Source organism: Microbacterium schleiferi (genome assembly GCF_015565955.1).
Lineage (GTDB): Bacteria > Actinomycetota > Actinomycetes > Actinomycetales > Microbacteriaceae > Microbacterium > Microbacterium schleiferi_A.
The window spans coordinates 703,519-727,696 of the sequence record NZ_CP064760.1 but is presented as its reverse complement, the minus strand read 5'-3'; the positions used below and the strand labels follow the sequence as shown (position 1 = coordinate 727,696).

At 67.3% G+C, this 24,178-nt stretch carries 20 protein-coding genes and 2 pseudogenes; 14 read left to right on the top strand and 8 right to left on the bottom strand.

The genetic code is table 11. From position 1 onward, the window contains the following. The first annotated feature begins 21 nt into the window (after positions 1–21). Both IT882_RS03430 and IT882_RS03425 read left to right on the top strand, forming a co-directional pair. Positions 22–609: a GNAT family N-acetyltransferase gene (locus IT882_RS03430; protein ID WP_195693179.1), complete on the top strand. Its 588-nt coding sequence runs from the start codon at positions 22–24 to the stop codon at positions 607–609. Between the two features lie 12 nt (positions 610–621). Further along, complete coding sequence (locus IT882_RS03425) at positions 622–1,497, top strand: Fpg/Nei family DNA glycosylase (RefSeq protein ID WP_195693178.1); 876 nt, start codon at positions 622–624, stop codon at positions 1,495–1,497. 395 nt (positions 1,498–1,892) lie between these two features. Here IT882_RS03425 and glpK read toward each other — a convergent pair whose 3' ends face one another. Continuing rightward, on the bottom strand, positions 1,893–3,431 hold the full coding sequence (glpK, locus tag IT882_RS03420; RefSeq protein ID WP_195693177.1) for a glycerol kinase GlpK: 1,539 nt from the start codon (positions 3,429–3,431) through the stop codon (positions 1,893–1,895). Positions 3,432–3,480: 49 nt separating this feature from the next. Further along, entirely contained in the window at positions 3,481–5,199 is a 1,719-nt protein-coding gene (locus tag IT882_RS03415) for a glycerol-3-phosphate dehydrogenase/oxidase (protein ID WP_195693176.1), read from the bottom strand. A 103-nt stretch (positions 5,200–5,302) separates the two neighbouring features. On the opposite strand from IT882_RS03415, the gene IT882_RS03410 reads away from it, so the two are divergent. The 7 genes and pseudogenes from IT882_RS03410 (at position 5,303) to IT882_RS03380 (ending at position 12,027) form a co-directional block, all read left to right on the top strand. Then, positions 5,303–6,271: a sugar-binding transcriptional regulator gene (locus IT882_RS03410; protein WP_229382278.1), complete on the top strand. Its 969-nt coding sequence runs from the start codon at positions 5,303–5,305 to the stop codon at positions 6,269–6,271. Between the two features lie 337 nt (positions 6,272–6,608). Next, positions 6,609–7,670, top strand: a complete 1,062-nt coding sequence (gene ribD / locus IT882_RS03405) for a bifunctional diaminohydroxyphosphoribosylaminopyrimidine deaminase/5-amino-6-(5-phosphoribosylamino)uracil reductase RibD (protein ID WP_229382277.1) — start codon at positions 6,609–6,611, stop codon at positions 7,668–7,670. 13 nt (positions 7,671–7,683) lie between these two features. Next, positions 7,684–8,220: pseudogene (locus IT882_RS03400) on the top strand (riboflavin synthase); the annotation flags it as partial. Between the two features lie 103 nt (positions 8,221–8,323). Continuing rightward, a pseudogene (gene ribA, locus IT882_RS03395) lies at positions 8,324–9,609 on the top strand (GTP cyclohydrolase II). Continuing rightward, entirely contained in the window at positions 9,606–10,079 is a 474-nt protein-coding gene (gene ribH / locus IT882_RS03390) for a 6,7-dimethyl-8-ribityllumazine synthase (RefSeq protein ID WP_195693174.1), read from the top strand. The pseudogene ribA and the gene ribH overlap by 4 nt, the downstream one beginning before the upstream one ends. Positions 10,080–10,140: 61 nt before the next feature. Further along, the gene (locus IT882_RS03385) at positions 10,141–10,500 is read left to right on the top strand and encodes a Fe-S protein (protein ID WP_195693173.1); all 360 of its coding nucleotides are present in this window, start codon (positions 10,141–10,143) and stop codon (positions 10,498–10,500) included. Between the two features lie 51 nt (positions 10,501–10,551). Beyond that, positions 10,552–12,027 (top strand): MFS transporter, encoded by a 1,476-nt coding sequence (locus IT882_RS03380; protein WP_195693172.1) that lies wholly within the window; start codon positions 10,552–10,554, stop codon positions 12,025–12,027. On the opposite strand, the gene IT882_RS03375 is transcribed toward IT882_RS03380, so the two are convergent. The 3 genes from IT882_RS03375 to IT882_RS03365 are packed head-to-tail and all read right to left on the bottom strand — an operon-like array spanning position 12,024 to position 14,649. Next, on the bottom strand, positions 12,024–12,848 hold the full coding sequence (locus IT882_RS03375) for an ABC transporter permease (protein WP_195693171.1): 825 nt from the start codon (positions 12,846–12,848) through the stop codon (positions 12,024–12,026). The genes IT882_RS03380 and IT882_RS03375 overlap by 4 nt on opposite strands. After that, entirely contained in the window at positions 12,845–13,711 is an 867-nt protein-coding gene (locus IT882_RS03370; protein WP_195693170.1) for an ABC transporter permease, read from the bottom strand. The genes IT882_RS03375 and IT882_RS03370 overlap by 4 nt, the downstream gene beginning before the upstream one ends. Then, positions 13,708–14,649, bottom strand: coding sequence for an ABC transporter ATP-binding protein (locus tag IT882_RS03365; RefSeq protein ID WP_195693169.1), 942 nt, complete (start codon positions 14,647–14,649; stop codon positions 13,708–13,710). Before IT882_RS03365 ends, IT882_RS03370 begins: the two co-directional genes overlap by 4 nt. Positions 14,650–14,705: 56 nt before the next feature. On the opposite strand from IT882_RS03365, the gene IT882_RS03360 reads away from it, so the two are divergent. After that, positions 14,706–15,821, top strand: coding sequence for a 5-methyltetrahydropteroyltriglutamate--homocysteine S-methyltransferase (locus tag IT882_RS03360; protein ID WP_195693168.1), 1,116 nt, complete (start codon positions 14,706–14,708; stop codon positions 15,819–15,821). Positions 15,822–16,143: 322 nt separating this feature from the next. Then, positions 16,144–17,547 (top strand): vanillate/3-O-methylgallate O-demethylase, encoded by a 1,404-nt coding sequence (gene ligM, locus IT882_RS03355; RefSeq protein ID WP_195693167.1) that lies wholly within the window; start codon positions 16,144–16,146, stop codon positions 17,545–17,547. On the opposite strand, the gene IT882_RS03350 is transcribed toward ligM, so the two are convergent. Then, positions 17,505–18,545 (bottom strand): LysR family transcriptional regulator, encoded by a 1,041-nt coding sequence (locus tag IT882_RS03350; protein WP_195693166.1) that lies wholly within the window; start codon positions 18,543–18,545, stop codon positions 17,505–17,507. The two genes, ligM and IT882_RS03350, sit on opposite strands and share 43 nt — an antisense overlap. A gap of 183 nt (positions 18,546–18,728) precedes the next feature. Between IT882_RS03350 and IT882_RS03345 the strand changes: the two genes are divergently transcribed. Next, on the top strand, positions 18,729–20,099 hold the full coding sequence (locus IT882_RS03345) for an aminomethyl transferase family protein (RefSeq protein WP_195693165.1): 1,371 nt from the start codon (positions 18,729–18,731) through the stop codon (positions 20,097–20,099). 33 nt (positions 20,100–20,132) lie between these two features. On the opposite strand, the gene IT882_RS03340 is transcribed toward IT882_RS03345, so the two are convergent. Then, a complete protein-coding gene (locus IT882_RS03340) occupies positions 20,133–21,026 on the bottom strand; it encodes an IclR family transcriptional regulator (RefSeq protein ID WP_195693164.1) in 894 nt (297 codons plus the stop codon). Positions 21,027–21,065: 39 nt separating this feature from the next. Next, the gene (locus IT882_RS03335) at positions 21,066–22,436 is read right to left on the bottom strand and encodes an aminomethyl transferase family protein (protein WP_195693163.1); all 1,371 of its coding nucleotides are present in this window, start codon (positions 22,434–22,436) and stop codon (positions 21,066–21,068) included. A gap of 261 nt (positions 22,437–22,697) precedes the next feature. Between IT882_RS03335 and IT882_RS03330 the strand changes: the two genes are divergently transcribed. Together IT882_RS03330 and IT882_RS03325 are read left to right on the top strand one after the other, a co-directional pair. Continuing rightward, positions 22,698–23,480: an ABC transporter ATP-binding protein gene (locus IT882_RS03330; protein WP_195693162.1), complete on the top strand. Its 783-nt coding sequence runs from the start codon at positions 22,698–22,700 to the stop codon at positions 23,478–23,480. Then, positions 23,467–24,177: an ABC transporter ATP-binding protein gene (locus IT882_RS03325; protein ID WP_195693161.1), complete on the top strand. Its 711-nt coding sequence runs from the start codon at positions 23,467–23,469 to the stop codon at positions 24,175–24,177. Before IT882_RS03330 ends, IT882_RS03325 begins: the two co-directional genes overlap by 14 nt. Position 24,178 lies beyond the last annotated feature (1 nt).

Genomic DNA, 24,178 nt, shown 5'->3' with positions numbered 1-24,178 from the left:
ATCAAGGCTTAGGGTGGGGCGATGGATGTCGTCGTGCTGCGTACCGAGCGCTGCGAGCTGTCGCCACCGACCGACGCCGACGTGGATGAGATCTTCGAGGCATGCCAGGATCCGGCGATCCAGCGCTACACCACCGTCCCAACGCCGTACCTTCGCGAGCACGCCGAGCAGTTCATTCCCCGCGTGGAGCGGCACTGGGCCGAAGGCCGTGAGGCGACGTGGGGCATCCGTCATGACGGCCGGCTGGCCGGAATGATCGGGCTGTACCGCCGGGAGCCGGAGACGGCAGAGCTGGGGTTCTGGATGGCGCCGTGGGCTCGGCGGCGACATCTGCTCACCGAGGCGGGCTCCGCCGTCATCGACTTCGGCTTCGAGCCCGCGGGCATGTCTCTGGCTCGCATCGAGTGGCGTGCCGTGGCCGGAAACACCGGATCTGCGCGGGTCGCCCGCGCGCTGGGCTTCCGCTACGAGGGACTGCTGCGGCGGGCGCTGGCGGGTCCATCTCACCGGGATGATGCGTGGATCGCAGGGCTCCTCCCCGACGACGATCGCAGCCCCGTTGCCTGGCCGATCCTCGATGGGGGCCTGCCGCCACTTGCCACCCCGTGACAGGATGTCGCCATGCCCGAGATGCCGGAAGTACAGGGACTGGTCGACTATCTCGACGGCCGCCTGCCGGGACTCACCGTCTCACGCGCCACGGTCGCGAACATCGCTGCGCTCAAGACGTACGATCCTCCGCTGGACGCGCTCGTCGGCACGACGGTGATGTCGGTGTCGCGCCACGGCAAGTTCATCGATATCGAGGCGGCGGCGGACGCGACAGCTCCCCTCCACCTCGTCTTCCATCTCGCGAAGGCCGGATGGCTCCGCTGGTACGACCACCTCCCCACCACGATCATCCGCCCCGGAAAGACGCCGATCGCGCTGCGCATCGCCTTCTCGGATGGCTCGGGGTTCGACCTGACGGAGGCGGGAACGAAGAAGTCGCTCGCCGTGTACGCGGCCCGCGAGCCTGCAGACGTGCCGGGCATCGCGCGGCTCGGCCCCGATCCCCTGGACCCGGCGTTCGACCGCGAAGCGTTCGCCGCGTTGCTGTCGGGTCGCCGCACCCAGATCAAAGGGGTTCTGCGCGATCAGTCGATCATCGCCGGCATCGGCAACGCATACTCCGATGAGATTCTGCACGCGGCACGGATGTCGCCCTACGCCCTGGCTGCAAACCTCAGCGACGAGGACATCGAGACCCTCTTCGCGGCGATGCAGCAGACGCTCGCCGAGGCGATCGCCGAGGCATCCGGCAAGCCCCCGACAGATCTCAAGGACGCGAAGCGCCGCGGGATGCGCGTGCACGGCCGGCGCGGCGGGGCGTGCCCGGTCTGCGGCGACGAGGTGCGCAGCGTCTTCTTCGCCGACAACTCCCTCGAGTACTGCCCGACGTGCCAAACCGGCGGCAAGCTCCTGGCCGATCGCCGCCTCTCCCGCCTGCTGAAGTAACGCAAGCGCAAGACGCGCCCTACGCAGGAGCGAAGCGAACTGCCCAGCGCGGGGCTGACGCGTGCCGGCGCACGGCATACCGGTGCGCACGATGGTCTGCGCAGGAGCGAAGCGCACTGCCCCAGCGCGGGGCTGGCACCGGGCCTGGCGGGAGCCGGCGCAGCCTGCGAGGGCATGTCCCCGCGCTGGGCAGTTCGCGTAGCGGCCCCACCCATCGGCACACCACCGGGAGCGAAGCAGGTCACCCGATCGTCTACGCAGGAGCGAAGCGAACTGCCCAGCGCGGGGCTGGCACCGGGCCTGGCGGGAGCCGGCGCAGCCGGCGAGGGCATGTCCCCGCGCTGGGCAGTTCGCGTAGCGGCCCCACCGAAACGCAGCGGCCCGTCTCGAACGAGCTAGTCGCCGAGCGTATCCATCAGAGTGCGGGCGTCGTCGTCAACCCAGTCGAGGGACTTGGTGACGGCCTTCTTCCACAGCCGATAGCGGCGAGCGCGTTCCTCATCCGACATCGCCGGTTCGAACCGGCGATCGACCTGCCAGTGCTCGCGCAACTCGTCCAGCCCCGACCAGACACCGACCGCGAGACCCGCAGCGTAGGCGGCGCCAAGAGCCGTCGTCTCGACGACGCGCGGTCGCACGACGGGGATGCCCAGGATGTCGGCCTGGAACTGCATGAGCAGATCGTTCTTGGTCATGCCGCCGTCGACGCGCAGCTCCGACAAGTCGCGGCCGGCATCTCCGACGACAGCCTCGATGACATCGCGGGTCTGGAAGGCCGTCGACTCGAGAGCGGCGCGAGCGATGTGGGCGCGTGTGACGTACCGGGTGAGGCCGACGATCGCGCCGCGGGCATCCGGTCGCCAGTACGGGGCGAACAGGCCCGAGAACGCGGGGACGAAGTAGGCCCCGCCGGCGTTCTCGACGGTCATCGCGAGGGTCTCGACATCTTGCGCGCGGTCGATGATCCCGAGGTTGTCGCGCAGCCATTGGACGAGCGATCCGGTGACGGCGATCGAGCCTTCGAGCGCGTAGTGGGCGGGCTGGTCACCGAGCCGGTACGCGACAGTGGTGATCAGGCCGTGGCGGGAACGGACGATCTCGGTGCCGGTGCCCACGAGCAGGAAGTTGCCGGTGCCGTAGGTGTTCTTGGAATCACCGACCCCGAAGGCAGCCTGCCCAAAGGTCGCCGCCTGCTGGTCACCGAGGATGCCGGCGATCGGCAGCTCGCGCGCGGTACCGGGTAGAGCGAGCTCGCCCACGACGTCCGAGGACGACCGGATCTCGGGCATCATCGCGCGGGGAATACTCCACAGCGCGAGCATCTCGTCGGACCAGTCGAGGGTCTGCAGGTCCATGAGCAGTGTGCGGCTTGCGTTGGTGACATCGGTCACGTGCGCCCCGCCGCTGGTTCCGCCGGTGAGGTTCCACACCACCCACGAGTCCGGGGTCCCGAACAGCAGGTGTCCGGCTTCGGCATCCGCCCGCGCCCCCGGCACGTGCTCGAGGATCCACGCGACCTTGGATGCCGAGAAGTAGGTAGCAAGCGGCAGGCCCGTCACCTCGGTGACGCGGTCGCCGACGCCGTCACGGGCAAGCGCATCCAGGCGGGGCTGCGTGCGCGTGTCCTGCCACACGATCGCGTTGAAGATGGGCTGCCCGCTACGACGGTCCCACACGATCGCGGTCTCGCGCTGGTTCGTGACACCAGCGGCGGCGATACCGGACGCCTGCAGGTGGGCCTTGCCGAGTACGGCAGAAATCACCCACTCGGTGTTGGTCCAGATCTCCATGGGGTCGTGTTCGACCCACCCCGCGCGGGGAAAGATCTGCTCGTGCTCGCGCTGGGCGGTTGCCACAACGGTGCCGGCGCGGTCAAAAACGATCGCCCGTGTTGAGGTGGTGCCCTGGTCGATGGCTAGGACGTGTTCGGCCACGATGCCTCCCGAAGTGTTGAACGCCTCCAGACGATGGATGCCGCGCCGCTCAGGCTACCGGTGCCGACGCGGGCTCCCACGTCGGATCGGCGGCGTGGACAGCGGCGAGTGCCGCATCGACCTCAGCCGAAACGTCCGCCTCATCCCACCCGAGCACTCCAGAGACGGCTTCGGCGATCTCGGCGACGACCTCAGGGCTCGCCTCGCCCCGGAACGCGATGCTCGTGCGGCGCAACAGCAGATCCGCGAGGTGTACGACATCCTCCGCGCCCGCCAGGTACCGCAGCTCTCCCGTGCTGTAGGCGGGAAGGCTCGTGAGTGGCTGGTCGTCGGCATCCTCGTCGACCGACGCGATGACCTCGCGGGCGATTGTTCCGTACCGTTCGAGCAGAGTCGCGGCGACATCCTTCGAGAGCCCGCGACGGTTCTCGGTCACCCACTGCTGCCGTGCCCGTTCCGTGAGGGGATAGCCAGCTCCCCCGCCGATGGCCCGGCCGCGGGTGCTGACCGTGCGAGGTCGGGCAAGCAGCGCGAGAGCGTCATCGGTGAGGTGGGCCGCGGAGGCCCGGAAAGTCGTCCATTTGCCGCCGACGAGGCTGATCACCGTGGTGTCTGCCGACCCCGGGAGCTGCTCGGCTTCGACGCGGTAGTCGCGCGAGACGAAGCCCGGGGCGAGGTCGCCGTGACCGGGTAGGGGACGTACGCCCGAGAACCGGTAGACGATCTGCGAGCGATCGACCGTGATGTCGGGGAAGACGTGCCCGATGAGGTCGATGAAGTAGTCGACCTCGGGCTCGGTGCACACGGCGGGATCGGCCATGTCGTGCTCGATGTCGGTGGTGCCCACGAGGACTCGTCCCTTGAGGGGGTAGATGAGCACGATGCGACCGTCGCGGTGCTCGAAGAAGATCTCGCGACCAGCCGTGGCCGCGAGTAGCTCCGGGTTATCGAGCACGATATGCGAGCCCTTGGTTCCGCCCATGAAGGTCGTCGGAGCCCCGAGTGCGCGGTTGGTGAGGTCGGTCCACGGCCCGGATGCGTTGATCACGACGGCGGCGCGGAAGGCGAACTCGCCGCCCGTTTCCGTGTCGCGAAGGGTGATCGCTCCGTCGTGGGCGCCGACGACATCCACGTAGTTCGCCGCCCGGGCGCTGTTGCCGCCCGCCGCTCGCCCGTCGCGCAGCAGATCCAGCGCGAGACGCTCCGGATCTTGCACCGAGGCATCCCAATAGGTCGCGGTGTACTTCACGGTGTCATTCATCGCAGGGAGGGCACGCAGCGACGCGGTGCGGCCGCGGAAGGTGTGACGCGGAACACGGCCTCCACCCCGGGAGAAGGAGTCGTAGATGGTGAGACCGATCTTGATGAGCGCGGCCCCGCGCTCGACGTGCTTGCCAGCACCGTGCCGCAGAAAGCGGAACGGTGCTGAGAGGACGCCCGAGAAGGTCGAGAAAATCGGGATCGTGGTCTGCAGCGGGCGCACGTAGTGCGCAGCGGTAGCGAGCAGGTCGTTGCGCTCGGTCACTGCCTCGTGGACGAGCCGGAACTCGCCGTTCTCGAGATAGCGGACACCACCGTGGATCATGTGCGATGACGCGGCCGATGCACCGCTCACGAAGTCTCCGCGTTCGACGAGCGCGACATCGACACCCTGAAGCGCGAGGTCGCGAAACGCCGCGAGCCCGTTGACGCCACCGCCGACGATGAGAACGTCGGCCTGCGGCCGTTCGCTCAGCTGGGTGACCGTGCCTCGTTCGACGGCGCTCATCGATTCGTGTCCTTCCTCGCTCGGGGACCTCCCGGGTTCTCCCCCATCGTGCCACGCCTGGTCGAAGTTGCAGACCTAATGCACGTATGTGCACACTGTGTCCGTGACCGATGACGCGACCCACCTGCGGCGAGCGCTGACAGCCGCCCACCTGTACTACGTCCAGCTGCGCACGATGGACGCCATCGCCACCGAACTGGGAACATCCCGATCGACGGTGTCTCGACTCCTGTCCTTCGCACGCGCCGAAGGCATCGTCGAGGTGCGCGTCCGTTCACCTCTCGACGCACCCGGGCTCGTCGAGACCCACCTGCGGCGCCAGTTCGGGGTACGCGCGCAGGTGATCCCGGTGCCCGAATCGGTCAGCGATCTCGAGCGGCTCGACCGCGTCGCTCAGGGCGCTGCGCAGTTGCTGGATGAACTGATCGTCTCGGAACTGGTCGTCGGCATCGCGTGGGGATCGACGCTGGCGGCGGTCGCGCGCCGACTCACCCCCAAGCGCGTGCACGGAACGACATTCGTGCAACTGAACGGCTCGGGAAACGTGAAGACATCGGGCATCACATACGCCAGCGAGCTTCTCAGCAGGTTCAGCACGGCCTATAGCGGGGATGCCGAGCAATTCCCGGTCCCGGCCTTCTTCGATGACCCCGAGACGCGGCGCGCGCTGTGGCGAGAACGAAGCACCCGCCGCATCCTCGACATTCAGAGCCGCATGGGTCTCGTACTCTTCAGCGTCGGAGCGTTCCAGGCCGAGGTGCCCAGCCGCGTCCACGCCGGCGACTACCTCGAACCCGCCGACCTTGAGCAGCTGAAGTCGGAACGCGTCGTCGGCGACGTCGCGACGGTGTTCTACCGAGCGAACGGGTCGACCGAGGGGATCGCGTTGAACGAGCGGGGGTCGGGCCCGTCGTTCGATCTGCTTCGCGCGGTACCGCGTCGCTGCTGCATCGTGACAGGCGAGGCCAAGATTCCGAGCCTTCGCGGTGCGCTGGCCGCAGGCCTGATCACCGATCTCGTCATCGACGAGCGCACCGCTCGCGCACTGGTGGGTGCGGATGAGGCCTCATGACGGGCGCACCGGGCTCCGACAGCGCGCCGGACCCACGCGCTGCCCGGGAATGAACACACGCGCACTGCGTTGACTACACTCGAGAGCAACAACGTGCTCCGGGGTCGGTGAGAATCCGAACCGGCGGTGACAGTCCGCGACCCGCTGCATCCGTGTTCGAGAGAACACCGCAGCGGTTGATCCGGTGTGATTCCGGGACCGACGGTGATGCGACGCGACAGCGTCGTCAGTCCGGATGGGAGGCAGCACAGGCGACGCTGAAGTGTCGCCGCCTTCCCTGCCCCGTCGCACCCGACCGGAGTGGGCAGTGAGCCAAGGCGCAAGTGAGACAGCCGCGATGAGACGCGCGCTCACCGCGGCGCTGCGCGGCCCCCGGGGACTGAACCCCCAGGTCGGGGCCGTCATCCTCTCCCCGGACGGAGACATTCTGGCGGAGGGCTGGCACCGTGGTGTCGGGACCGCACACGCCGAAGTCGACGCGATGTCTCAGCTGTCGTCGGAGCAGCTTCGCGGAAGCACGGCAGTTGTCACCCTCGAACCCTGTAACCACACCGGCCGCACCGGCCCGTGCGCGCAGGCTCTCATCGATGCCGGCGTCACGCGCGTGATCTACGCCGTCGACGACCCCGGCGTGGCCTCGGGCGGCGGAGCGGAACGACTCGTCGCCGCGGGCGTCACGGTCGACGCGGGCCTGCTGCAGGACGAGTGCACCGCTCTCTTGGAGTCCTGGCTGACCGTGCAGCGACTGGGCAGACCTCATGTCACCGTCAAGTGGGCACAAAGCCTCGACGGGCGTGCCGCCGCCGCGGACGGCACGAGTATGTGGATCACGGGGCCGACGGCCCGCGCCGACGTGCATCGACGCCGGGCGGATGCCGATGCCATCGTCGTCGGCATCGGCACGGTCCTGGCCGATGACCCGGCGCTGACCGCGCGCGGGCCCGCAGGCCAACCGTTGTCGCAGCAGCCCCTCCCGGTTGTGCTCGGGCAGCGGGCGATTCCGGATGCTGCGCAGGTCCGGCGGCATCCGCGCACCCTGATTCAGCGCCCCGGCACAGATCTCGCGGCGGTCCTGGAGGAACTTCGCGATCTCGGCATCCAGCGTGTGTTCGTGGAGGGCGGGCCGACGGTTTCGGCATCCTTCATGCGCGCCGGACTGGTCGACGAGGTCCTCGCGTACGTCGCGCCCGTCCTGATCGGCTCCGGCCCGGACGGCGACCGCCCCGCCGTGACCGACATCGGGGTGGGCACGCTCGCCGCTGCGCACCGACTCGAGTTCACTGCGCTCGAACAGCTCGGCGACGATCTGCTGCTGGTCGCACGCCCCCGGGCTGCCACCGAGCAGTCCGTATCCCCATCCCTTACCGCCAGCGACGACGCTGGCACACCGTCGGTGTAGTCAGGAGCTTCTCATGTTCACAGGCCTCGTCGAAGAGATCGGTCGCGTCACCGCCGTCGAACCGTCGGGCGACGGCATCCGGCTCACGATTCACGCACCCCGCTCGGTTGCGGATGCCGCGCACGGCGACTCGATCGCCGTCAGCGGAGTCTGCCTGACGGTCGTCGCCCGCGACGGCGACGGATTCACCGCCGACGTCATGCGCCAGACTCTCGTGATCTCGACACTCGGCGACGTTGCCGTCGATCGGCTCGTCAACCTCGAACGGGCAACCGCCGCGGGCGGGCGGCTGGGCGGGCACATCGTGCAGGGCCATGTCGACGGCACGGGCACCGTCGTCGACGTGCGGCCCGGCGACCAGTGGCGCGTGATCCGCGTCGCGATTGCGCAGCACCTCGCGCCGCTCATCGTGGACAAAGGATCGATCGCCATGGACGGCGTATCCCTCACCGTGAGCGACGTCAGCGAGCCGGCCTCGACCGAGCCCTGGTTCGAGGTCTCCCTCATCCCCGAGACTCTCGAGGCCACGACGTTCGACTCCCTTCAGCCGGGGTCCCCCGTCAACCTCGAGACCGACATCCTTGCCCGACACGTGCAGCGTCTGCTGGCGTTCCCCCGGCGGCTGCGACCGCCCCGACCGAAGGAGGCTCCCGGTGAGCCTTGCCCCCATCACCGAGGCGCTCGACGCGCTGCGCGCCGGACGCCCGATCATCGTCGCCGACGACGAGAACCGCGAGAACGAAGGCGATGTCATCTTGTCTGCCGAACTCGCAACCCCAGAGGCAGTCGCGTGGACGATCCGCTGGTCGAGCGGCTTGCTGTGCGCGCCGATGCCCGCCGATTGGGCTGACAGACTCGATCTTCCGCCGATGGTGGCGGTCAACGAAGACGCCCGCGGCACCGCGTACACCGTGACCGTGGATGCAGCTGACCGCGATTCGACCGGCATCAGCGCCAGCGACCGCGCACACACCCTGAACGTGCTCGCCAACCCGGCATCGACCCCCTCCAGCGTCATCAGGCCCGGCCACGTCCTCCCGCTTCGCGCTGTCGAGGGGGCGTTCGCGAACGTCCCGGGCACACCGAGGCTGCGGTCGAGCTGATGCGACTCGCGGGCCTGCAGCCGGTCGGGGCGATCGCGGAGGTCGTCGCTGAAGACGGCTCCATGATGCGGATGCCGGGGCTCCTCGACCTCGGCGCTCGCGATGGTGTGCCGGTCATCACGATCGAGCAGCTCATCGCGTACCTCAACGAGCACGAGCCGCGCGACGCTGCCGCCGCCACCAACCCCCATCACCGCCGCGTCAGCCTCCGCGCCGAAGCCTCAGTGCCCACGGCACACGGCGTGTTCCGCTTCCTTGCCTACAAGGATCGAATCACCGGCACGGACCACATCGCGGTCGTGGCGGGAGACCTCACCGAGGATGCGCCACTGGTTCGGGTGCACTCGGAATGCCTGACCGGCGAGGCGTTCGGTTCCCTGAAGTGCGAGTGCGGCCCGCAGCTGGATGCTGCGCTCGACGCGATCGAACAAGACGGCGGCGTTGTCATCTACATGCGCGGGCACGAGGGCCGTGGAATCGGTCTGATCAACAAGCTGCGCGCTTACAGCCTGCAGGAGCGGGGGCTCGACACCGTCGACGCGAACCTTGCCCTGGGCCTTCCGGCCGATGCGCGCGACTATGCCGCGGCAGCCGGCATCCTGGGAGATCTCGGTATCGAGCGGATGCGGCTCCTGACCAACAACGGCGACAAGGTTGCTCAGCTGCGCGAGCTCGGCCTGGACATCGTGGAGCAGGTGCCGCTGCTCGTGGGTGTCGGCCCGAACAACCACCAGTACCTGGCCACGAAGGCCGAGCGCATGGGACACACCATCGCTCTCGACGACCTGGACCGCGCCCTCGGAGTGGGGGCCGCGGCAGAGAGGACCGACGCATGAGCGGCACCGGAGCACCTGAACGCGAGACGATCGACGGCTCAGGACTGAACATCGTGATCGTCGCAGGCAGCTGGCACGAGACGATCGCGAACGGCCTGCTGGAGGGCGCCCGCCGGGCACTCGAGGGCGCCGGCGCCACATACCGCGTCGTGTCAGTTCCCGGGTCGTTCGAGCTGCCCGTCGTTGCCAAGGCGGCACTGGAAGCCGGCGCCGATGCCGTCGTCGCGCTCGGCGTCATCATCCGCGGCGGAACACCGCACTTCGAGTTCGTCTCGTCAGCGGCCACCGACGGACTGACCCGGGTTGCCCTCGACACCGGCAAGCCCGTCGGGTTCGGCGTTCTCACCCTGGACGACGAGGCGCAGGGGATCGACCGCGCCGGCCTCCCGGGGTCGCGGGAAGACAAGGGGTTCGAGGCAGCGGATGCCGCGCTGCGCACCGCGCTGACGCTGCGGGAGCTGCGGGCCTGAGACACCCTGCGACTGGCCGACACGACTCCACCTTCAGTGAGCCGTAAGGTACGCTGACGGCATGGAGATTCTTCGTCACGCCGTCCTTCTCGTTCACCTCTCGGGCTTCGCCATCCTCTTCGGCGCCTGGGTCGTGGAGGCCGTGCGCCGCACCGGGGCCGTGACGGCACTCATGAACTGGGGTCTGCTGATCGCCGGTGTCGCGGGGCTCGCTCTGGCAGCGCCGTGGGGCGTGCCCGAGGGCGTGGAGTTCAACTACGCGAAGATCGGCACGAAGCTCGTCATCCTGCTGATCATCGGTGCGCTGCTAGGGATCGGTACGGCCCGCACCAAGCGGAACGGCTCGGCTCCGGCCGGTGTATTCTGGGCGATCGGCATCCTGACCTTCGTGAACGCGGCCATCGCCACGCTCTGGCGCTAGGCGGCCACGGAGGCGCAGGGCCACTCTCGTCCGCCTCGTCGACAGGCCCGCATGACCTCCGCCACCGCTACCCCTTCCGCGCCCGCTAACCCGCGCAGCCGTGTCATCACGGCAAGCCTCATCGGGACGACGATCGAGTTCTACGACTTCTACGTCTATGCGACGGCGGCGGTGCTCGTCTTCCCCGCCCTGTTCTTCCCGACGGGGAACGAGACGACGTCGCTGTTGGCATCCTTCGCCGTCTTCGGCGCCGCGATGGTCGCCCGCCCGCTCGGCGCCGTGGTCTTCGGTCACTTCGGTGATCGGTTCGGCCGCAAGGCCACTCTCGTGACGTCGCTGCTGACGATGGGAATCGCGACCTTCGTGATCGGGCTGCTGCCGACGGTGAACGAGATCGGCGTGTGGGCTGCGGTGTTCCTGCTCGTACTGCGACTCGCGCAGGGATTCGCGCTCGGCGGCGAGTGGTCAGGGGCCGCGCTCGTGGCCACCGAGAACGCCCCGGCGGGCAAACGCGCCTGGTACGGCACGTTCCCGCAGCTGGGAGCCCCGATCGGTTTCATCATCGCCAACGGCATCTTCCTGGCGATCAACTTTTCGCTCCCCCACCCGGATGGCACCGCTCAGGCCTCGGATGCGTTCCTCGCCTGGGGCTGGAGAATCCCGTTCCTCTTCTCGGCAGTGATGGTGATCGTCGGCCTGTGGGTACGGCTGCGACTGGTCGAATCGGACTCGTTCACGCGTGCCGAGAAGAAGGGGACGCTGCGCAAGTTTCCCCTGGGTCTCGCGTTGCGCCGCTACTGGCGACGGCTCATTCTCGGCACCTTCATCATGTTGGCGACCTACGTGTTGTTCTATCTGATGACGAGCTTCACGCTCTCGTACGGAACGAAGGCGACGACGGATGCCGCGCAGGCTGCCGCCCAGGCGGCCGGGACTCCCTTCGACCCGGCGACCTACGTTCCCGGCCTCGGTTTCGGGTACACAGACTTCGTGCTGATGCAGATCATCGGCGTCGTCTTCTTCGGGATCTTCACCCTGCTCTCGGGGCCCGTGGCCGACGCGATCGGCAGGCGGCGCCTGCTGCTGTGGGTGACGGCGGCGATCATCGTCTTCGGCCTCACGTTTACCGTCTTCCTTCTCCCCCAGGCCGACCCGAAGTTCACGGGAGCGCTCGTGCAGGCCTTCCTGGTGTTCGGCTTCGTGCTCATGGGTGCGACCTTCGGGCCGATGGGAGCGGTGCTTCCCGAACTGTTCCCGACGGAGGTCCGATACACCGGCTCCGCTGTCTCGTACAACGTGTCATCGATCCTGGGGGCGGCTCTTGCTCCCCTCGTCGCCGTGGCGTTGTGGGCGGCAGCCGACGGGAGCCCGGGGCTCGTCGGCCTTTACCTGTCGGCGATGGCCGTGCTCACCTTCATCGCCCTCGTGCTGTCTCCGGAGACCAAAGACGTGGACTACGAAGAGATCGGGCGGGCGAGACGGTATCGCTCTAGCGGGCGGTGCGTGCTCGGTGAGCCGCCCCGCTAATCGAGGAACAGCGTGCGTAGCCGCTTCGTCGTGAAGACGAGACCGATCGCGATCATGACCACGTAGTACAGGACGTGGCCGAGCATCGCGACCGAGAGTGCCCCGGTCGTCAAGCCGCGGATGAGTTCGACGCCGTGCCACAGGGGCAGGGCCATGACGATGGCCTGCACAGCTTCCGGGTACACGGTGATCGGGTAGAAGGTCGCCGAGAAGAGGAACATCGGCAGCAGCACCATGTTGATCCAGTCCATGTGCTGGAAGGTCTTCATGTAGCTCGTGACAGCCATCCCGAGGCTCGCGAACCCGAAGGCGATCAACACGACCGCGGGGAGCGCAAGGATCGCCGTGGGTGCGAGGTTCAGGCCCGCGATCTGCATGATGATCATGAATCCGGTGGCGTACACGAGTCCGCGCAGCAGCGCGTACAGGATCTCGCCGAGGGCGACATCCAGCGGGCCCAGGGCTGTCGCCAGCTGCCCCTCGTAGAGCTTGCCGTAGTTGAGCTTGAAGAAGACGTTCCAGGTGGAGTCGTAGATGGCGCCGTTCATCGCCGACACCGCCAACAGCGCCGGCGCGATGAAGGCAGCGTAGGAGACAACCAGCCCCGATGACGTCTCAACATCCTCGATGAGCTTTCCGAGGCCGATACCGAGCGAGAACAGGTAGAACACCGGCTCGAAGAAGCCCGAGAGCACGACGACCCAGCTCGACGAGCGCGCGGCGATGAGCCCGCGCTGCACGACGGCCCAGGGGTTGCCCGACCACAATGCGCGGACGCTCCCGCTACGACGACGTTCCGTCTCCGATGCCAGCGCGGTCACTTCGCGAGCCTCCGCGTGAAGGTGCGGCGAGCGAACGCGTAGCCGACGACGGTGAGGATCACCAGATAGGCCAGGTGGATCGCCGCCAGGCCGGGGCCGCCCGGGGAACCGTACGTCGCCATCCGGCCGAGCTCAGACGCGTGCCACAGGGGCGAGATCCAGCCGATCCACTGCAGCCAGATGGGGAGGTTTTCGAGCGGGTAGAACGTCCCCGAGAACAAGAACATCGGAACGAACAGGAAGCGCTGCACGAGCGCGAACTGCCCCTTGTCGTCCTCGATGGAGGCGGCGTATGCCATCAGCGGTACGCCGAAGGAAAGTCCAGCGAGGAGCCCAACGAACACGGACACCCAGCCTGTTGCCGGGTCGGGAACAGCACCGAAGAGGACGATGAACACGTAGTAGGCGACGACAGCCACCAGCATCCGCGCTGAGGCCCCGAGGATCACACCGTTCGCGATCTGCGGGCTCGACAGAGCCGAGGCGTTGAAGCCGTAGAAGTACCGGCGCCACTTGAACCCTGACATCACCGGATAGGTGAACTCTTCGGTCGCGACACCGATCGCTGCGGTCATGAGCAGCGCCGGGGCAACGAACACGAGATAGTCGACCTGCTCGCCGTGCGCCTCGATCGGTGCATCCAGGAGCGCAGCAAGACCGAGCCCCAGCCCGAGCAGATACAGGATGGGCTGTCCCAGCGCCCCGACCACGATGGTCCACCCGTACGCGCGCATCGCGCGCACCATGTGCTCGGCGACGTACCACGAGCCCCAGCGACGGGGCTTGCGCCCCCACGCGAGGGCTTCGGCGCGCAGCTCGTCGAGCGTGGGCTGCGTGCGCGCGTCCGGAAGCGGCGTGCTCATTCGATCAGCGACCTTCCGGTCAGGCGCAGGAAGACATCCTCAAGGCTCGACCGGCGCACGAGCGAGGTCAGCGGCTGCAGGCCCGCGGCCGTCACCCGTTCGAGAGCCTGCTCGCCGTCGTGCGCGTAGACGAGGATGCGGTCGGGGAGCACCTCGACGCGCTCGCCGATCCCCTTGAGCTGCGGCGCCACCTGCTCATTGCGATCCGACCCGAAGCGCACCTCGAGCACCTCTCGACTGGAGTGCTCGCGGATGAGGGAGGCAGGTGTCCCCTCGGCCATGATCTGGCCTTTGTCGACCACGATGAGCCGGTCGCACAGCTGTTCGGCCTCATCCATGTAGTGCGTCGTCAACACGAGCGTCGTGCCACGCTCCTTGAGGCGGAACAGTCGATCCCACAGCACGTGGCGAGCCTGCGGGTCGAGGCCCGTCGTCGGTTCGTCCAGCAGCAGGATGCGGGGATCGTTGATCAGTCCTCGGGCGATCGTGAGCCGGCGCTTCATGCCGCCCGAAAGCTGGTCGACTTTGCTCTTGGCCTTATCTTCGAGCGCGGCAAAAGCGAGCAGCTCATCCGCCTTCTGGGCACACACCTTTCCGGGCAGGCCGAAGTACCGGCCGTAGATGAAGAGGTTCTCGCGGGCGTTGAGCTCGCCGTCCAGGTTGTCTTGCTGGGGCACGACGCCCAGCCGCGAGCGAATCTCGGGACCGTACTGGTCGGGATCCAGGCCCAGGATGCTGAGCTCCCCGCTCGTGCGCGTCGAGACCGCACCGATCATCTTCATCGTCGTGGACTTGCCCGCACCGTTCGGTCCGAGAAGTCCGAACGATTCGCCCGGCGCCACCTCGAACGACAGTCCGTTCACCGCGAGGAAGTCGTCCTTACCCGGAATCTTGTAGGCCTTGACGAGGTTGTGGGCGCGGATCACGGGCTCTGGCACCGTCCTACTGTACGAGCGATCACCGACATCCGATGACGTCGGAGTAGCATCCCGGTGTGACCGATACCCAGCTTCCGTACCGCGCCGACATCGTCGGCAGTTTCCTTCGACCGGCAGCCCTCGCCGAGGCCCGCGCCGCGCGCGCTGCGGGAGAGATCGACGATGCCGCCCTGCGCGCGGTGGAGGACGCCGAGATCGACGTGCTCGTGGCCGCCGAGGCCCGGAACGGACTACGCCTTGCCACCGACGGCGAGTTCCGGCGGTCGTGGTGGCACTTCGACTTCTTCGGGATGCTGGATGGTGTGGAGGTCGTCGAGCTCGACCACGGCATCCAGTTCCAGGGAGTGCAGACGCGGCCGCTCGGCCTGCAGGTGAGCGGCCCGATCGGCTTCAGCGACACCCATCCGTTCCTCGCCCACTTCCGCGCACTGGCCGAAGCGACTGCCGCCACCGGGGCGACGCCGAAGTTCACGATCCCTGCCCCCACCGTCTTCGATTTCCGCCTGGAGCCCGCCGGGATCGACCCGGCAGCCTACGCCGACCGGGATGCGCTTGTTCCCGACCTCGTGCAGGCCTACCGCGATGCGGTGCAGGCGTTCTACGACGCCGGATGCCGCTACCTGCAGTTCGACGACACCGCGTGGGCCTACCTCTGCTCGACCGAAGAACTCGAGAAGGCCGCCGCGCGCGGCATCCGGACCGAAGGAATTGGCGAGCGCTACGCGGCGATGCTGAACACGATCCTCGAGGCCAAGCCCGCCGACATGACGATCACCACCCACGTCTGCCGCGGGAACTTCCGCTCGACGTGGATTTCGTCCGGCGGCTATGAGCCGGTCGCGAAGCACCTGCTCGCCGACACGAACTATGACGGCTACTTCCTCGAGTACGACAGCGACCGGGCTGGCGGGTTCGAGCCGCTGCGTTTCCTCCCGCAGGGGAACAAGCGCGTGGTCCTCGGTCTGGTGACCACCAAGTCGGGCGAGCTCGAGGATCCCGAGCTGCTGCGCACCCGCATCCAGGAGGCTGCGCAGTTCGCGCCGCTGGAGCAGCTCGCTCTGAGCCCCCAGTGCGGCTTCGCCTCGACCGAGGAGGGCAACCTGCTCACCGAAGACGAGCAGTGGGCCAAGATCCGCCTCGTCGTCGACACTGCCGCGACCGTCTGGGATTGACCCGTCTCTCGGACGCCTCGCACTGCCGCGCCGACAGCCCTGCGCGAGGGGTCGCGTGAGAGTCCGCCCCTCAGGAGCGCTTGACGTACGGGCGACCCTCGAGAGCCGCGCGGTCGATCTCCGCAATATCAGGCTGTCACACCAGAGCTCCCCCGCCGCGTTGAGACCGTGAGCTGGCCGTCGTGGCCATGAGGTGTCCTCTCTGACACTGCCGCTTTATCGATGCATCCTGTCTATCACCGATTTACCTCTGGACATAGGTAAATTTTGCCCGTACGATCTCGCTGAAGCCACCCGGACGAGGAAGTCGAGGAGACACCCCATGGCGAAGAACCTTCAAGAGCTGCTGGACGAGAAGGGCGACACCGTCCGCATGCTGCGCGACTCGCAGCTCGGCACGTACATCTACCCGGTCGTTCCCGCCGAGTTCTCGAACTGGCGGCGCGAGCAGAAGGCCTGGCGCAACGCCGCCGTGCTCTACGACCAGAGCCACCACATGGTCAATTTCTTCGTGAAGGGACCCGACGCGCTGAAGCTGCTGACCGACACCGGCATCAACGGCTTCAAGAACTTCCCCGTCAACACCGCGAAGCAGTTCGTTCCCACCGCCTCCAACGGCGGCGTGATCGGTGACGGCATCCTCTTCCACGAGACCGAGGGCGAGTACGTCTACGTCGGTCGCGCGCCGGGCGCCAACTGGCTGCAGTTCCACGCCGAGACCGGCGGGTACGACGTCGAGTTCCGCTACGACGACCGCTCCCCCTCGCGCCCCTACGGCCAGGCCGTGCACCGCGACTACTACCGCTTCCAGATCCAGGGCCCGAACGCCTGGGCGATCATCGAGAAGCTCGCCGGCGGACCGGTCGAGCAGGTCAGGTTCTTCCACATGGGCGAGATGACGATCGCCGGCGAGAAGGTGCGGACGCTCCGCCACGGTATGGCAGGCGCCCCCGGCCTGGAGATCTGGGGCCCGTACGAACAGCACGGCAAGATCCGCGACGCGATCCTCGAGGCCGGCCGCGAGTTCGGCATCGAACCCTGCGGGTCGCGTGCGTACTCGTCGAACACCCTCGAGTCCGGCTGGATCCCCTCGCCGCTGCCGGCGATCTACTCCAGCGAGGCTGAGCGTGCCTACCGCGAGTGGCTGCCCGCGAACAGCTACGAGGCGATCAACGCCCTTGCGGGCTCGTTCGTCTCAGAGAACATCGAGGACTACTACCTGAACCCGTGGGAGCTCGGCTACGGCTCGTTCGTGAAGTTCGACCACGACTTCGTCGGGCGCGATGCACTCGAGAAGCTTGACCCCGAAACCCAGCGCAAGAAGGTCACGCTCGCCTGGAACGACGAGGACCTGACCAAGGTGCTCGCATCCGTGCTCGACCGCGAGGGCCCCGGCTACCAGTTCTTCGACCTGCCCAACGCCAACTACGGGTCCAGCAACTACGACGCCGTCATCGACGCCGACGGCAACACCGTCGGCCTGTCGCTGTTCACCGGCGTGACCGCGAACGAGAAGCGCGGCCTCTCGCTGGCCACCGTCGACCGCGACGTCCCCGTGGGCGCCGAGGTCCGCGTCGTCTGGGGCGAGCCGAACGGCGGATCGGGCAAGACGACGGTCGAACCCCACGAGCAGATCGCGATCCGCGCCGTGGTCAGCCCTGTCCCCTACGCCGTGACCGCGCGTCAGGAATACCAGGGCGGGTGGCGCACCACCGGCCAGGTCTGATCCGAACCGCGCTGCGGACAGAACGAGTGAGGGGACGGATGCTGAGGCATCCGTCCCCTCACTCGTCTGCGCTCACGACGCGATGTGGATGCCTTCGAACCCGCCCGGGAATCCGCTGACCGCGGCCGAAACGGTGTCGAAGAACCAGTCCAGAGCGCCCGCGTGCTGGGGGAGCGGCGACGATACAGGTGCAGTTCGACAGGGCCCAGAGCGAAAGGCAGTTCGCGAATGACTAGCGGCCAACTCCGGGACCATCCAACAGCGAGGGTTTCGGGAATCGTCGCGATGAGCGTCGTCGAACGTGCGAGCAAGGGCGGCAGCGAGGCGATGTGCTGCACGCTGACAGCCGGCGGCTCGCTCACGGCATGCCGAGCATGCACACCCGCCAGAAGGCGGGCGCTTGAGTCAACCTCGACCCACACGCGGCGCGCCGCGCGGTAGGTATCGAGAGTCATCTCGGCGTCGGCCAGAGGATTGTTCGACGACATGACCACGCGGTATTCCTCACGCTTAACGGTCTTGCGCTCAAACGCACCCGGGAGCTCCATCGGGGTGATGGCAAGGTCCACGGATCCGCGGGTGAGCAACTCCTCGAGGTTCTCGCTGCTCAGGGAGCTGACGGCGAGGCGAGCGTGAGGCGCCGCGTGTGCCATAGCCTCGCCGATTGCCGGCAGCCAGCCGATCTCGCCGAGTTCGGACAGGGCGATGCGGAACGTGCGCTCGGAGGACAGCGGATCGAACCCGGTCACTGCTGCGAGCGTTCGATCGATGACCGAGACGCCCTCGTGCAGCTGGGGGTAGATGGCTTCCGCGAGCGCGGTGGGTCGCATCCCCTGGGCGGTGCGCTCGAACAGCGGGTCGCCGAGTTCCCGGCGCAGCCGCGCCAAGGACTGACTGATCGCCGACTGCGTCACGAACAGCCGGCGCCCCGCAGCCGTCAGGCTACCGGCCTCGTAGATGGCGACGAACACCCGCGTCAGGTTCAAATCGGTGAGCATGCGTGTCCTGTGTCGATCGGAGATGAGGAGCGGATCGAGATGAGGGGGCTGATCCGGGATGAGGACTGCTCATAGCGTCATTAGCAGCACTCATGCAGAAAGGCTATTAGATTCAGTGGTACTGGGGATAGCGTCTTCTCGGGTCGGCGCGCACCGCGGCAACCCGAGAACGAAGGAGTTCACATGACCGAGTCGCTGGCCGCCGCGATTGCCCGAGCGGGAAGCCCCGTGCAGCTTCTGCGTAACGCGCAGGCGCGGCCCACGATCTTCCCCGTGACGGCGGAGTTCAGCAACTGGAGGTCGGAGCAGCAGTCGTGGCAGAAGACGGTAGCACTCCTTGACCAGTCCCACCACATGACCGACCTGTTCATCCGGGGACGGGATGCCCTGCGACTGCTGAGCGATCTCGGCGTCAACAGCTTCGCGTGTTTCGAGGTCGACAACGCGAAGCAGTTCATCGCGGTGAACGACGAGGGCTATCTCATCGGCGACGCGATCCTCTTCTACCTGGCCGAAGAAGAGTTCGACCTCGTCGGTCACCAGATGGTCATCGACTGGGTGCAGTTCCACGGCGAGACCGGCGACTACGACGTGAGCTTCGAACGCGACGGCAACTCGATCGTGCGGCCCGGCAACCCCACCCTGTACCGGTACGAACTGCAGGGTCCTGGGGCCCTCGAACTCATGGAGCGCGTCACCGGCGCCCCCGTGCCGCCGACTCGCTTCTTCCACATGGCCACCTTCACGATCGACGGCGTCACGGTGCGATCACTGCGCCACGGCATGGCCGGCCAGCCCGGCTTCGAACTCTTCGGCCCGTGGGACGAGGGCGATCGCGTCCGCGAGGCTCTGCTGCGCGAAGGAGAACCCCTCGGGCTGGTCCGCGTGGGGTCCAAGGCGTATTCGTCAGCCAATCTCGAGTCCGCATGGGTGCCTTCTCCCCTGCCCGCCATCTTCACCGGGGCTCTCGCTGAGCGCTACCTCGAGTGGCTTCCCGCCACCAGCGCGGGTTCCCTGGCCGGGAGCCTCACCTCTGAGCGGATCGAGGACTATTACGTCACGCCCTACGACCTCGGTTACGGTCGCAGCGTCGCGTTCGATCACGACTTTCTCGGCAGGGAGGCTCTCGAGCGCCTCGCGCAGCAGCCGGCGCGCAGCAAGGTCACGCTGATCTGGAACCCCGACGATGTGGCTGCGGCGCAGCGATCCCTGCTCGAACCGGGTCTGCCGGCGAAGTACATCGACTTCCCGAAGGCCCGCTACGGCCTCTACCAGGTCGACCGGGTGCTGATCGGCGGTCACGATGTCGGCATCTCGCACGATGCCGGGTACATCACCAACGAGCAGGTCTTCGCGTCGCTGGCGAGCCTCGTTCCGGATGCCGCAGAGCCGGGCACCGAGGTCGTGGTGGTCTGGGGCGAGGAGCCGAACTCGGCGAAGCCCGCTGTCGAACCGCATCGTCAGGTCGAGATCCGTGCGACCGTTGCTCCCGCACCGTACTCGTCGTACGCACGCGAGAACTACCGTCGGGACACCAGCGCGGCATCCAGCTGACGCGCGGCGCCTCGTCGTCGTCGCCGCCGCGCGTCAGGCAACTCCGCGCGGCGGCGACGGTCGGCGTCCGGGCTCGGGGTGGGTCTCCAAATAGGCCAGCGAGCGCAGCGATGTCGACACGAGCGGATCGATTCCATGCGGCGCGTCTCGGCCGGTGGCCCCCGCATCGGGAAGATAGGCATCCCGCAGCGCCTCGGTGATCTGCCGCGCAGCAACGGAGAGCAGCTCGACGATCCCCTGGATCGGCGCTCCGTCATTGGGGACGACAACCCCGAGGCCCGCGTAGACCACGCCGTGGGGCCCGACCACCGGCACGGCAATTCCGCGGGATTCCTCGTGGATGAAGCCCTCCGCGCAGATGTAGCCGTCGCCGCGTGCACGACGCAGCAGCTCACGCAAGTCAGCTTCATCTCGCGGAGTGCTCGCAGTGTAGGCGGGCCAGCCCGCCGCCACGACATCCTCGACGAGCCCCGGCGCGGCGTGGGCAAGGAGGACGAGTCCGCTGGAGCTGACCGGGAGGGGGATGCGGCCGCCGATCAGGGTCGCGTTGACGACAGCGTCGCGGGTCGACATCCGTTCGACGAACAGGACGTCGCAGCCAGCGAGGACCCCCAGCTGCGTGTGCTGGCGCACCCGCGAGTGGACGGCGGCCAGCCACGGCTTGGCGAGCTCGCGCAGCCCGATGGCACCCGGGGTACGCGACGCGAACTCCCAGAGGCGCACCCCGAGTCGGTACGACCTGTCGGGAAGTCGCTCCAGCAGCCCTTCCCGCTCGAGTTCGCCGACGAGGCGGTGCGCTGTCGAGACCGACAGGCCCGCCGCGTCGGCGATCTCGGTGAGGGTCAGAAACGGTCGTCGCGCTTCGAAGGCGTCGAGGATCCTCAGGTGCTTGTGCAGTACCGACTCTCCGGCTGATCCTCTCGCCATGGCATCCTCCTCGATGACGCCACGATGCTACTCGCCGACTCAGGCGTCGGCGCGATAGACCGTGCGCGCATACTCGTGGTACGGCGCCGGCGCGACGGTTGCGCGGATGCGTACCTGCCGGTGCTGAGCGTCGACGCTGTGCTTCTGCGAGATGGGGTCCTCTCCCCAGACGACCTCAACGACCTCGCCGTCGGCAATGTCGGCATCCAGGGTCGCGAGCGACATGTAGAGCTGGTCGAACGCGATGTACCCGGCGTCGGTCGAGATGCCCACACGGCGGCCGTCCTGCAGCACCTCGTCCATCTGATAGAGGCCGTACCGAGCCTTGGGGAAGTCGAGGAACTTCGCCGGGATGCCGGGCTCCATCTGCGAGCGCACGACGTCGGCGACATCGTTCGCGTTCCACAGCAGGGTGACCTTGCGCCGTTTCGGGCTCTCGGCCAGCTTCTCGAGGGCTTCGCGACCGTGGAAGTCGTGGTCAAAGCGAACTGACCGTCCAAGCCCCAGGTCGTAGGGCGTCATGTAGTAGTCGTGGATGTCTTCGCTATAGAGCGACCCACCGATCGAGCCGGCGCGATCTGCCGGCAACCACTCCCGGTACTCGGCAAAGTCCTCGTCGAAGATGGCCGGGAAAGGGGTGGGGACCCAGCCAGACTCGAGCGGTGTCGCCGAGTATGCCTTCGCGCCGACGCGACGGATGCCGTGCTCCGCGCCAGCGTCCATGAGCGCGCCCAGGACGATCTCGTTGTCTTCCCAGGGACCGTAGAACTCGAATCCGGGCTGGCCAGCCATGCCGTGTCGCAGCGCCTTGACGGGGCGCCCGGCGATCTCGACATCCCCGATGTGGAAGAACTTGATGTCGGGCGCAGGACCCCCGAACACCTTCTCCATGACGAGGTCGGCGCTCGGACCCTGCAGCTCGTAACGGTAGAAGGTCGGTGGCCCCTGGCGCATGTGCGAGTTGCCCTCGAGCCGGTGGTGGACGTCCTTGCCTGCCGCCTGGGCCTTCTCGACGGTGAAGCGAACCCAGTCGATGAGCAGGTGGTGTCCGATGAGCACAAGCCCCTCGGGTGCGTCCTCGTTGTAGAACAGGATGCCGTCGCCGATGAGATAGCCGTCCTTGTTCACCGAGATGAGCTGCTTCGCTACCCCGGGCCGGAAGGTGGTGAACGTGTTCGGCGAGATGGTCGAGAGCAGCGGGATGAGATCCGCGCCGCCGAGGAACAGCTGGGTCATGTGGTGGGACTGGTCCATGAGCGCGACTGTGCTGTTCCACGCGCGCTGTTCATCGCGCCAGTTCGTGAATTCCGGCGCAACCGGGAACGTGAACGCGGGCCAGTTCTGGTTGCGCATCAGCGCAACGGGGCTTCCGGCGCGGGCGATCGCCGCGGCGAGGGACTCGGATGTCATCGTCGACCTTTCCTATCGATGTGGCGCCATGCTAGGTCGGGCTCTTCACGCCGCTCGCTCTCACTTCCGTTGAACGGAAGCTACTCGGACGACGTCCTGTCTACGGGGCCAGGATGGGAGCACCTCGGACGCTTCCCTCCACGGGTGTCACGATCTGGACACACCCGCAGTGGCGTGGCACCAAAATCGTTGACAATCCCAACGGCGAGTCGTAGCGTCCGAGACAGGTCGTGGCACCGGCGCCACGGGGAAGGATGGGCGATGGCCGCTCGACTGACACTGCGAGACCTGACGCTCCGATTCGGAGGAATCAGCGTGCTCGAAAACGTCAGCTTCGACGTGGACCCCGGTCTCATCTTCGGCATGGTCGGTCCCAACGGTGCGGGCAAGACATCGCTGTTCAACTGCATCAGCGGGCACTACAAGCCGAGTTCGGGTTCGATCCTGATCGACGATGAGGAAGTCATCGGGTCCTCTCCCGCAACCCTCGCGCGTCATGGACTTGCCCGGACCTTCCAGCACCCCGCGCTGCAGCTCGAATCCACTGTGCTCGACAACGTCATGCTCGGCGCCCACACCCGCCTGCCGGGTGGTCCCATCGCCTGGTCGTTGGGACTTCCGCTGACCGGACGCTCTGAGAAGAAGATACGAGCAGAGGCGCGCGAGATCCTCGAGAAGGTCGGCCTCGACTGGGCGGCTGACATGAACGCCGACGAACTGTCCCATGGTCTGCATAAGGGGATCGAGCTCGCGCGCGCCCTGATGTCGCGCCCACGGCTCCTGCTGTTGGACGAGCCCGCCGCGGGTCTTCCGCATTCCGAGGTCGAGCACCTGATCGGGCTGATCCGCACCATCCGCGCGGAGACCGACATCACGATCGTCGTCGTCGAGCACCACATGGGCTTGATCGCAGCGCTTACCGACAGAGTGGTCGTGCTCGACCACGGCAAGAAGCTCGTCGAGGGCACCGCTGCTGAAGCGCAGTCCGATCCCCGCGTGATCGAGGCCTATATCGGGAAGGAGGCCGACGATGACGCTGCTTGAGCTCGAAGACGTCACCGCGTTCTACGGGCCCGTCCAGGTTCTCGAAGGCGTGTCCCTCAGCGTTCCCGAGGGCGGAGCTGTCGGCATCCTCGGCGCCAACGGGGCGGGCAAGACGACAACGCTGCGCGCGATCACCGGTGTTGTGCGAACCGGAGGGCGGATCACCTTCGACGGCAAGGACATCAGCGGGAAGCGCCCCGACCAGGTTGCCGCGCTCGGCATCGCACATGTCCCCGAGGGGCGCGGAACATTGGCAGACCTTACGGTTCGCGAGAACCTTCGGGTAGGTGCCTACTTGCGCAAAGACCGCAAAGGCATCGAGAAAGACATCGACTATCTGCTCGAGCTCTTTCCAAACCTGAAAGCGCGGATCCGCTCGCACGGGGCGGCGCTCTCGGGCGGTGAGCAGCAGATGCTCGCAGTCGCCCGGGCGGTCATGGCAAAACCCCGGCTCATCCTGCTCGACGAAGCCTCGCTGGGCCTGGCGCCGAGCACGGCCAAGAGCGTCTACGAGGCCATCGCGCGACTGCGCGCCGAGTCGGGAATCGCGATGGTCGTCGTCGAGCAGAACGCCAATCTTGCTTTCACCGTCGTCGATTCTGCGACGGTTCTCGAAACCGGCCGCAACGCGCTGACCGGAACCACGTCCGAACTCAAGGGCATGGACGAGATCCGACGCGCATACCTGGGAGGCTGAC

Coding starts and splice junctions, on each gene's coding strand:
- ribH (WP_195693174.1), top strand. CDS start 9,606: ATGAGCGGCACCGGAGCACCTGAACGCGAGACGATCGACGGCTCAGGA.
- IT882_RS03335 (WP_195693163.1), bottom strand. CDS start 22,436: ATGACATCCGAGTCCCTCGCCGCGGCGATCGCCCGCGCCGGAAGCCCC.
- IT882_RS03415 (WP_195693176.1), bottom strand. CDS start 5,199: ATGAGCGCCGTCGAACGAGGCACGGTCACCCAGCTGAGCGAACGGCCG.
- IT882_RS03425 (WP_195693178.1), top strand. CDS start 622: ATGCCCGAGATGCCGGAAGTACAGGGACTGGTCGACTATCTCGACGGC.
- ligM (WP_195693167.1), top strand. CDS start 16,144: ATGGCGAAGAACCTTCAAGAGCTGCTGGACGAGAAGGGCGACACCGTC.
- IT882_RS03380 (WP_195693172.1), top strand. CDS start 10,552: ATGACCTCCGCCACCGCTACCCCTTCCGCGCCCGCTAACCCGCGCAGC.
- IT882_RS03330 (WP_195693162.1), top strand. CDS start 22,698: ATGGCCGCTCGACTGACACTGCGAGACCTGACGCTCCGATTCGGAGGA.
- IT882_RS03350 (WP_195693166.1), bottom strand. CDS start 18,545: ATGCTCACCGATTTGAACCTGACGCGGGTGTTCGTCGCCATCTACGAG.
- IT882_RS03340 (WP_195693164.1), bottom strand. CDS start 21,026: ATGGCGAGAGGATCAGCCGGAGAGTCGGTACTGCACAAGCACCTGAGG.
- IT882_RS03430 (WP_195693179.1), top strand. CDS start 22: ATGGATGTCGTCGTGCTGCGTACCGAGCGCTGCGAGCTGTCGCCACCG.
- IT882_RS03370 (WP_195693170.1), bottom strand. CDS start 13,711: ATGAGCACGCCGCTTCCGGACGCGCGCACGCAGCCCACGCTCGACGAG.
- ribD (WP_229382277.1), top strand. CDS start 6,609: ATGAGACGCGCGCTCACCGCGGCGCTGCGCGGCCCCCGGGGACTGAAC.
- IT882_RS03345 (WP_195693165.1), top strand. CDS start 18,729: ATGACCGAGTCGCTGGCCGCCGCGATTGCCCGAGCGGGAAGCCCCGTG.
- IT882_RS03385 (WP_195693173.1), top strand. CDS start 10,141: ATGGAGATTCTTCGTCACGCCGTCCTTCTCGTTCACCTCTCGGGCTTC.
- IT882_RS03325 (WP_195693161.1), top strand. CDS start 23,467: ATGACGCTGCTTGAGCTCGAAGACGTCACCGCGTTCTACGGGCCCGTC.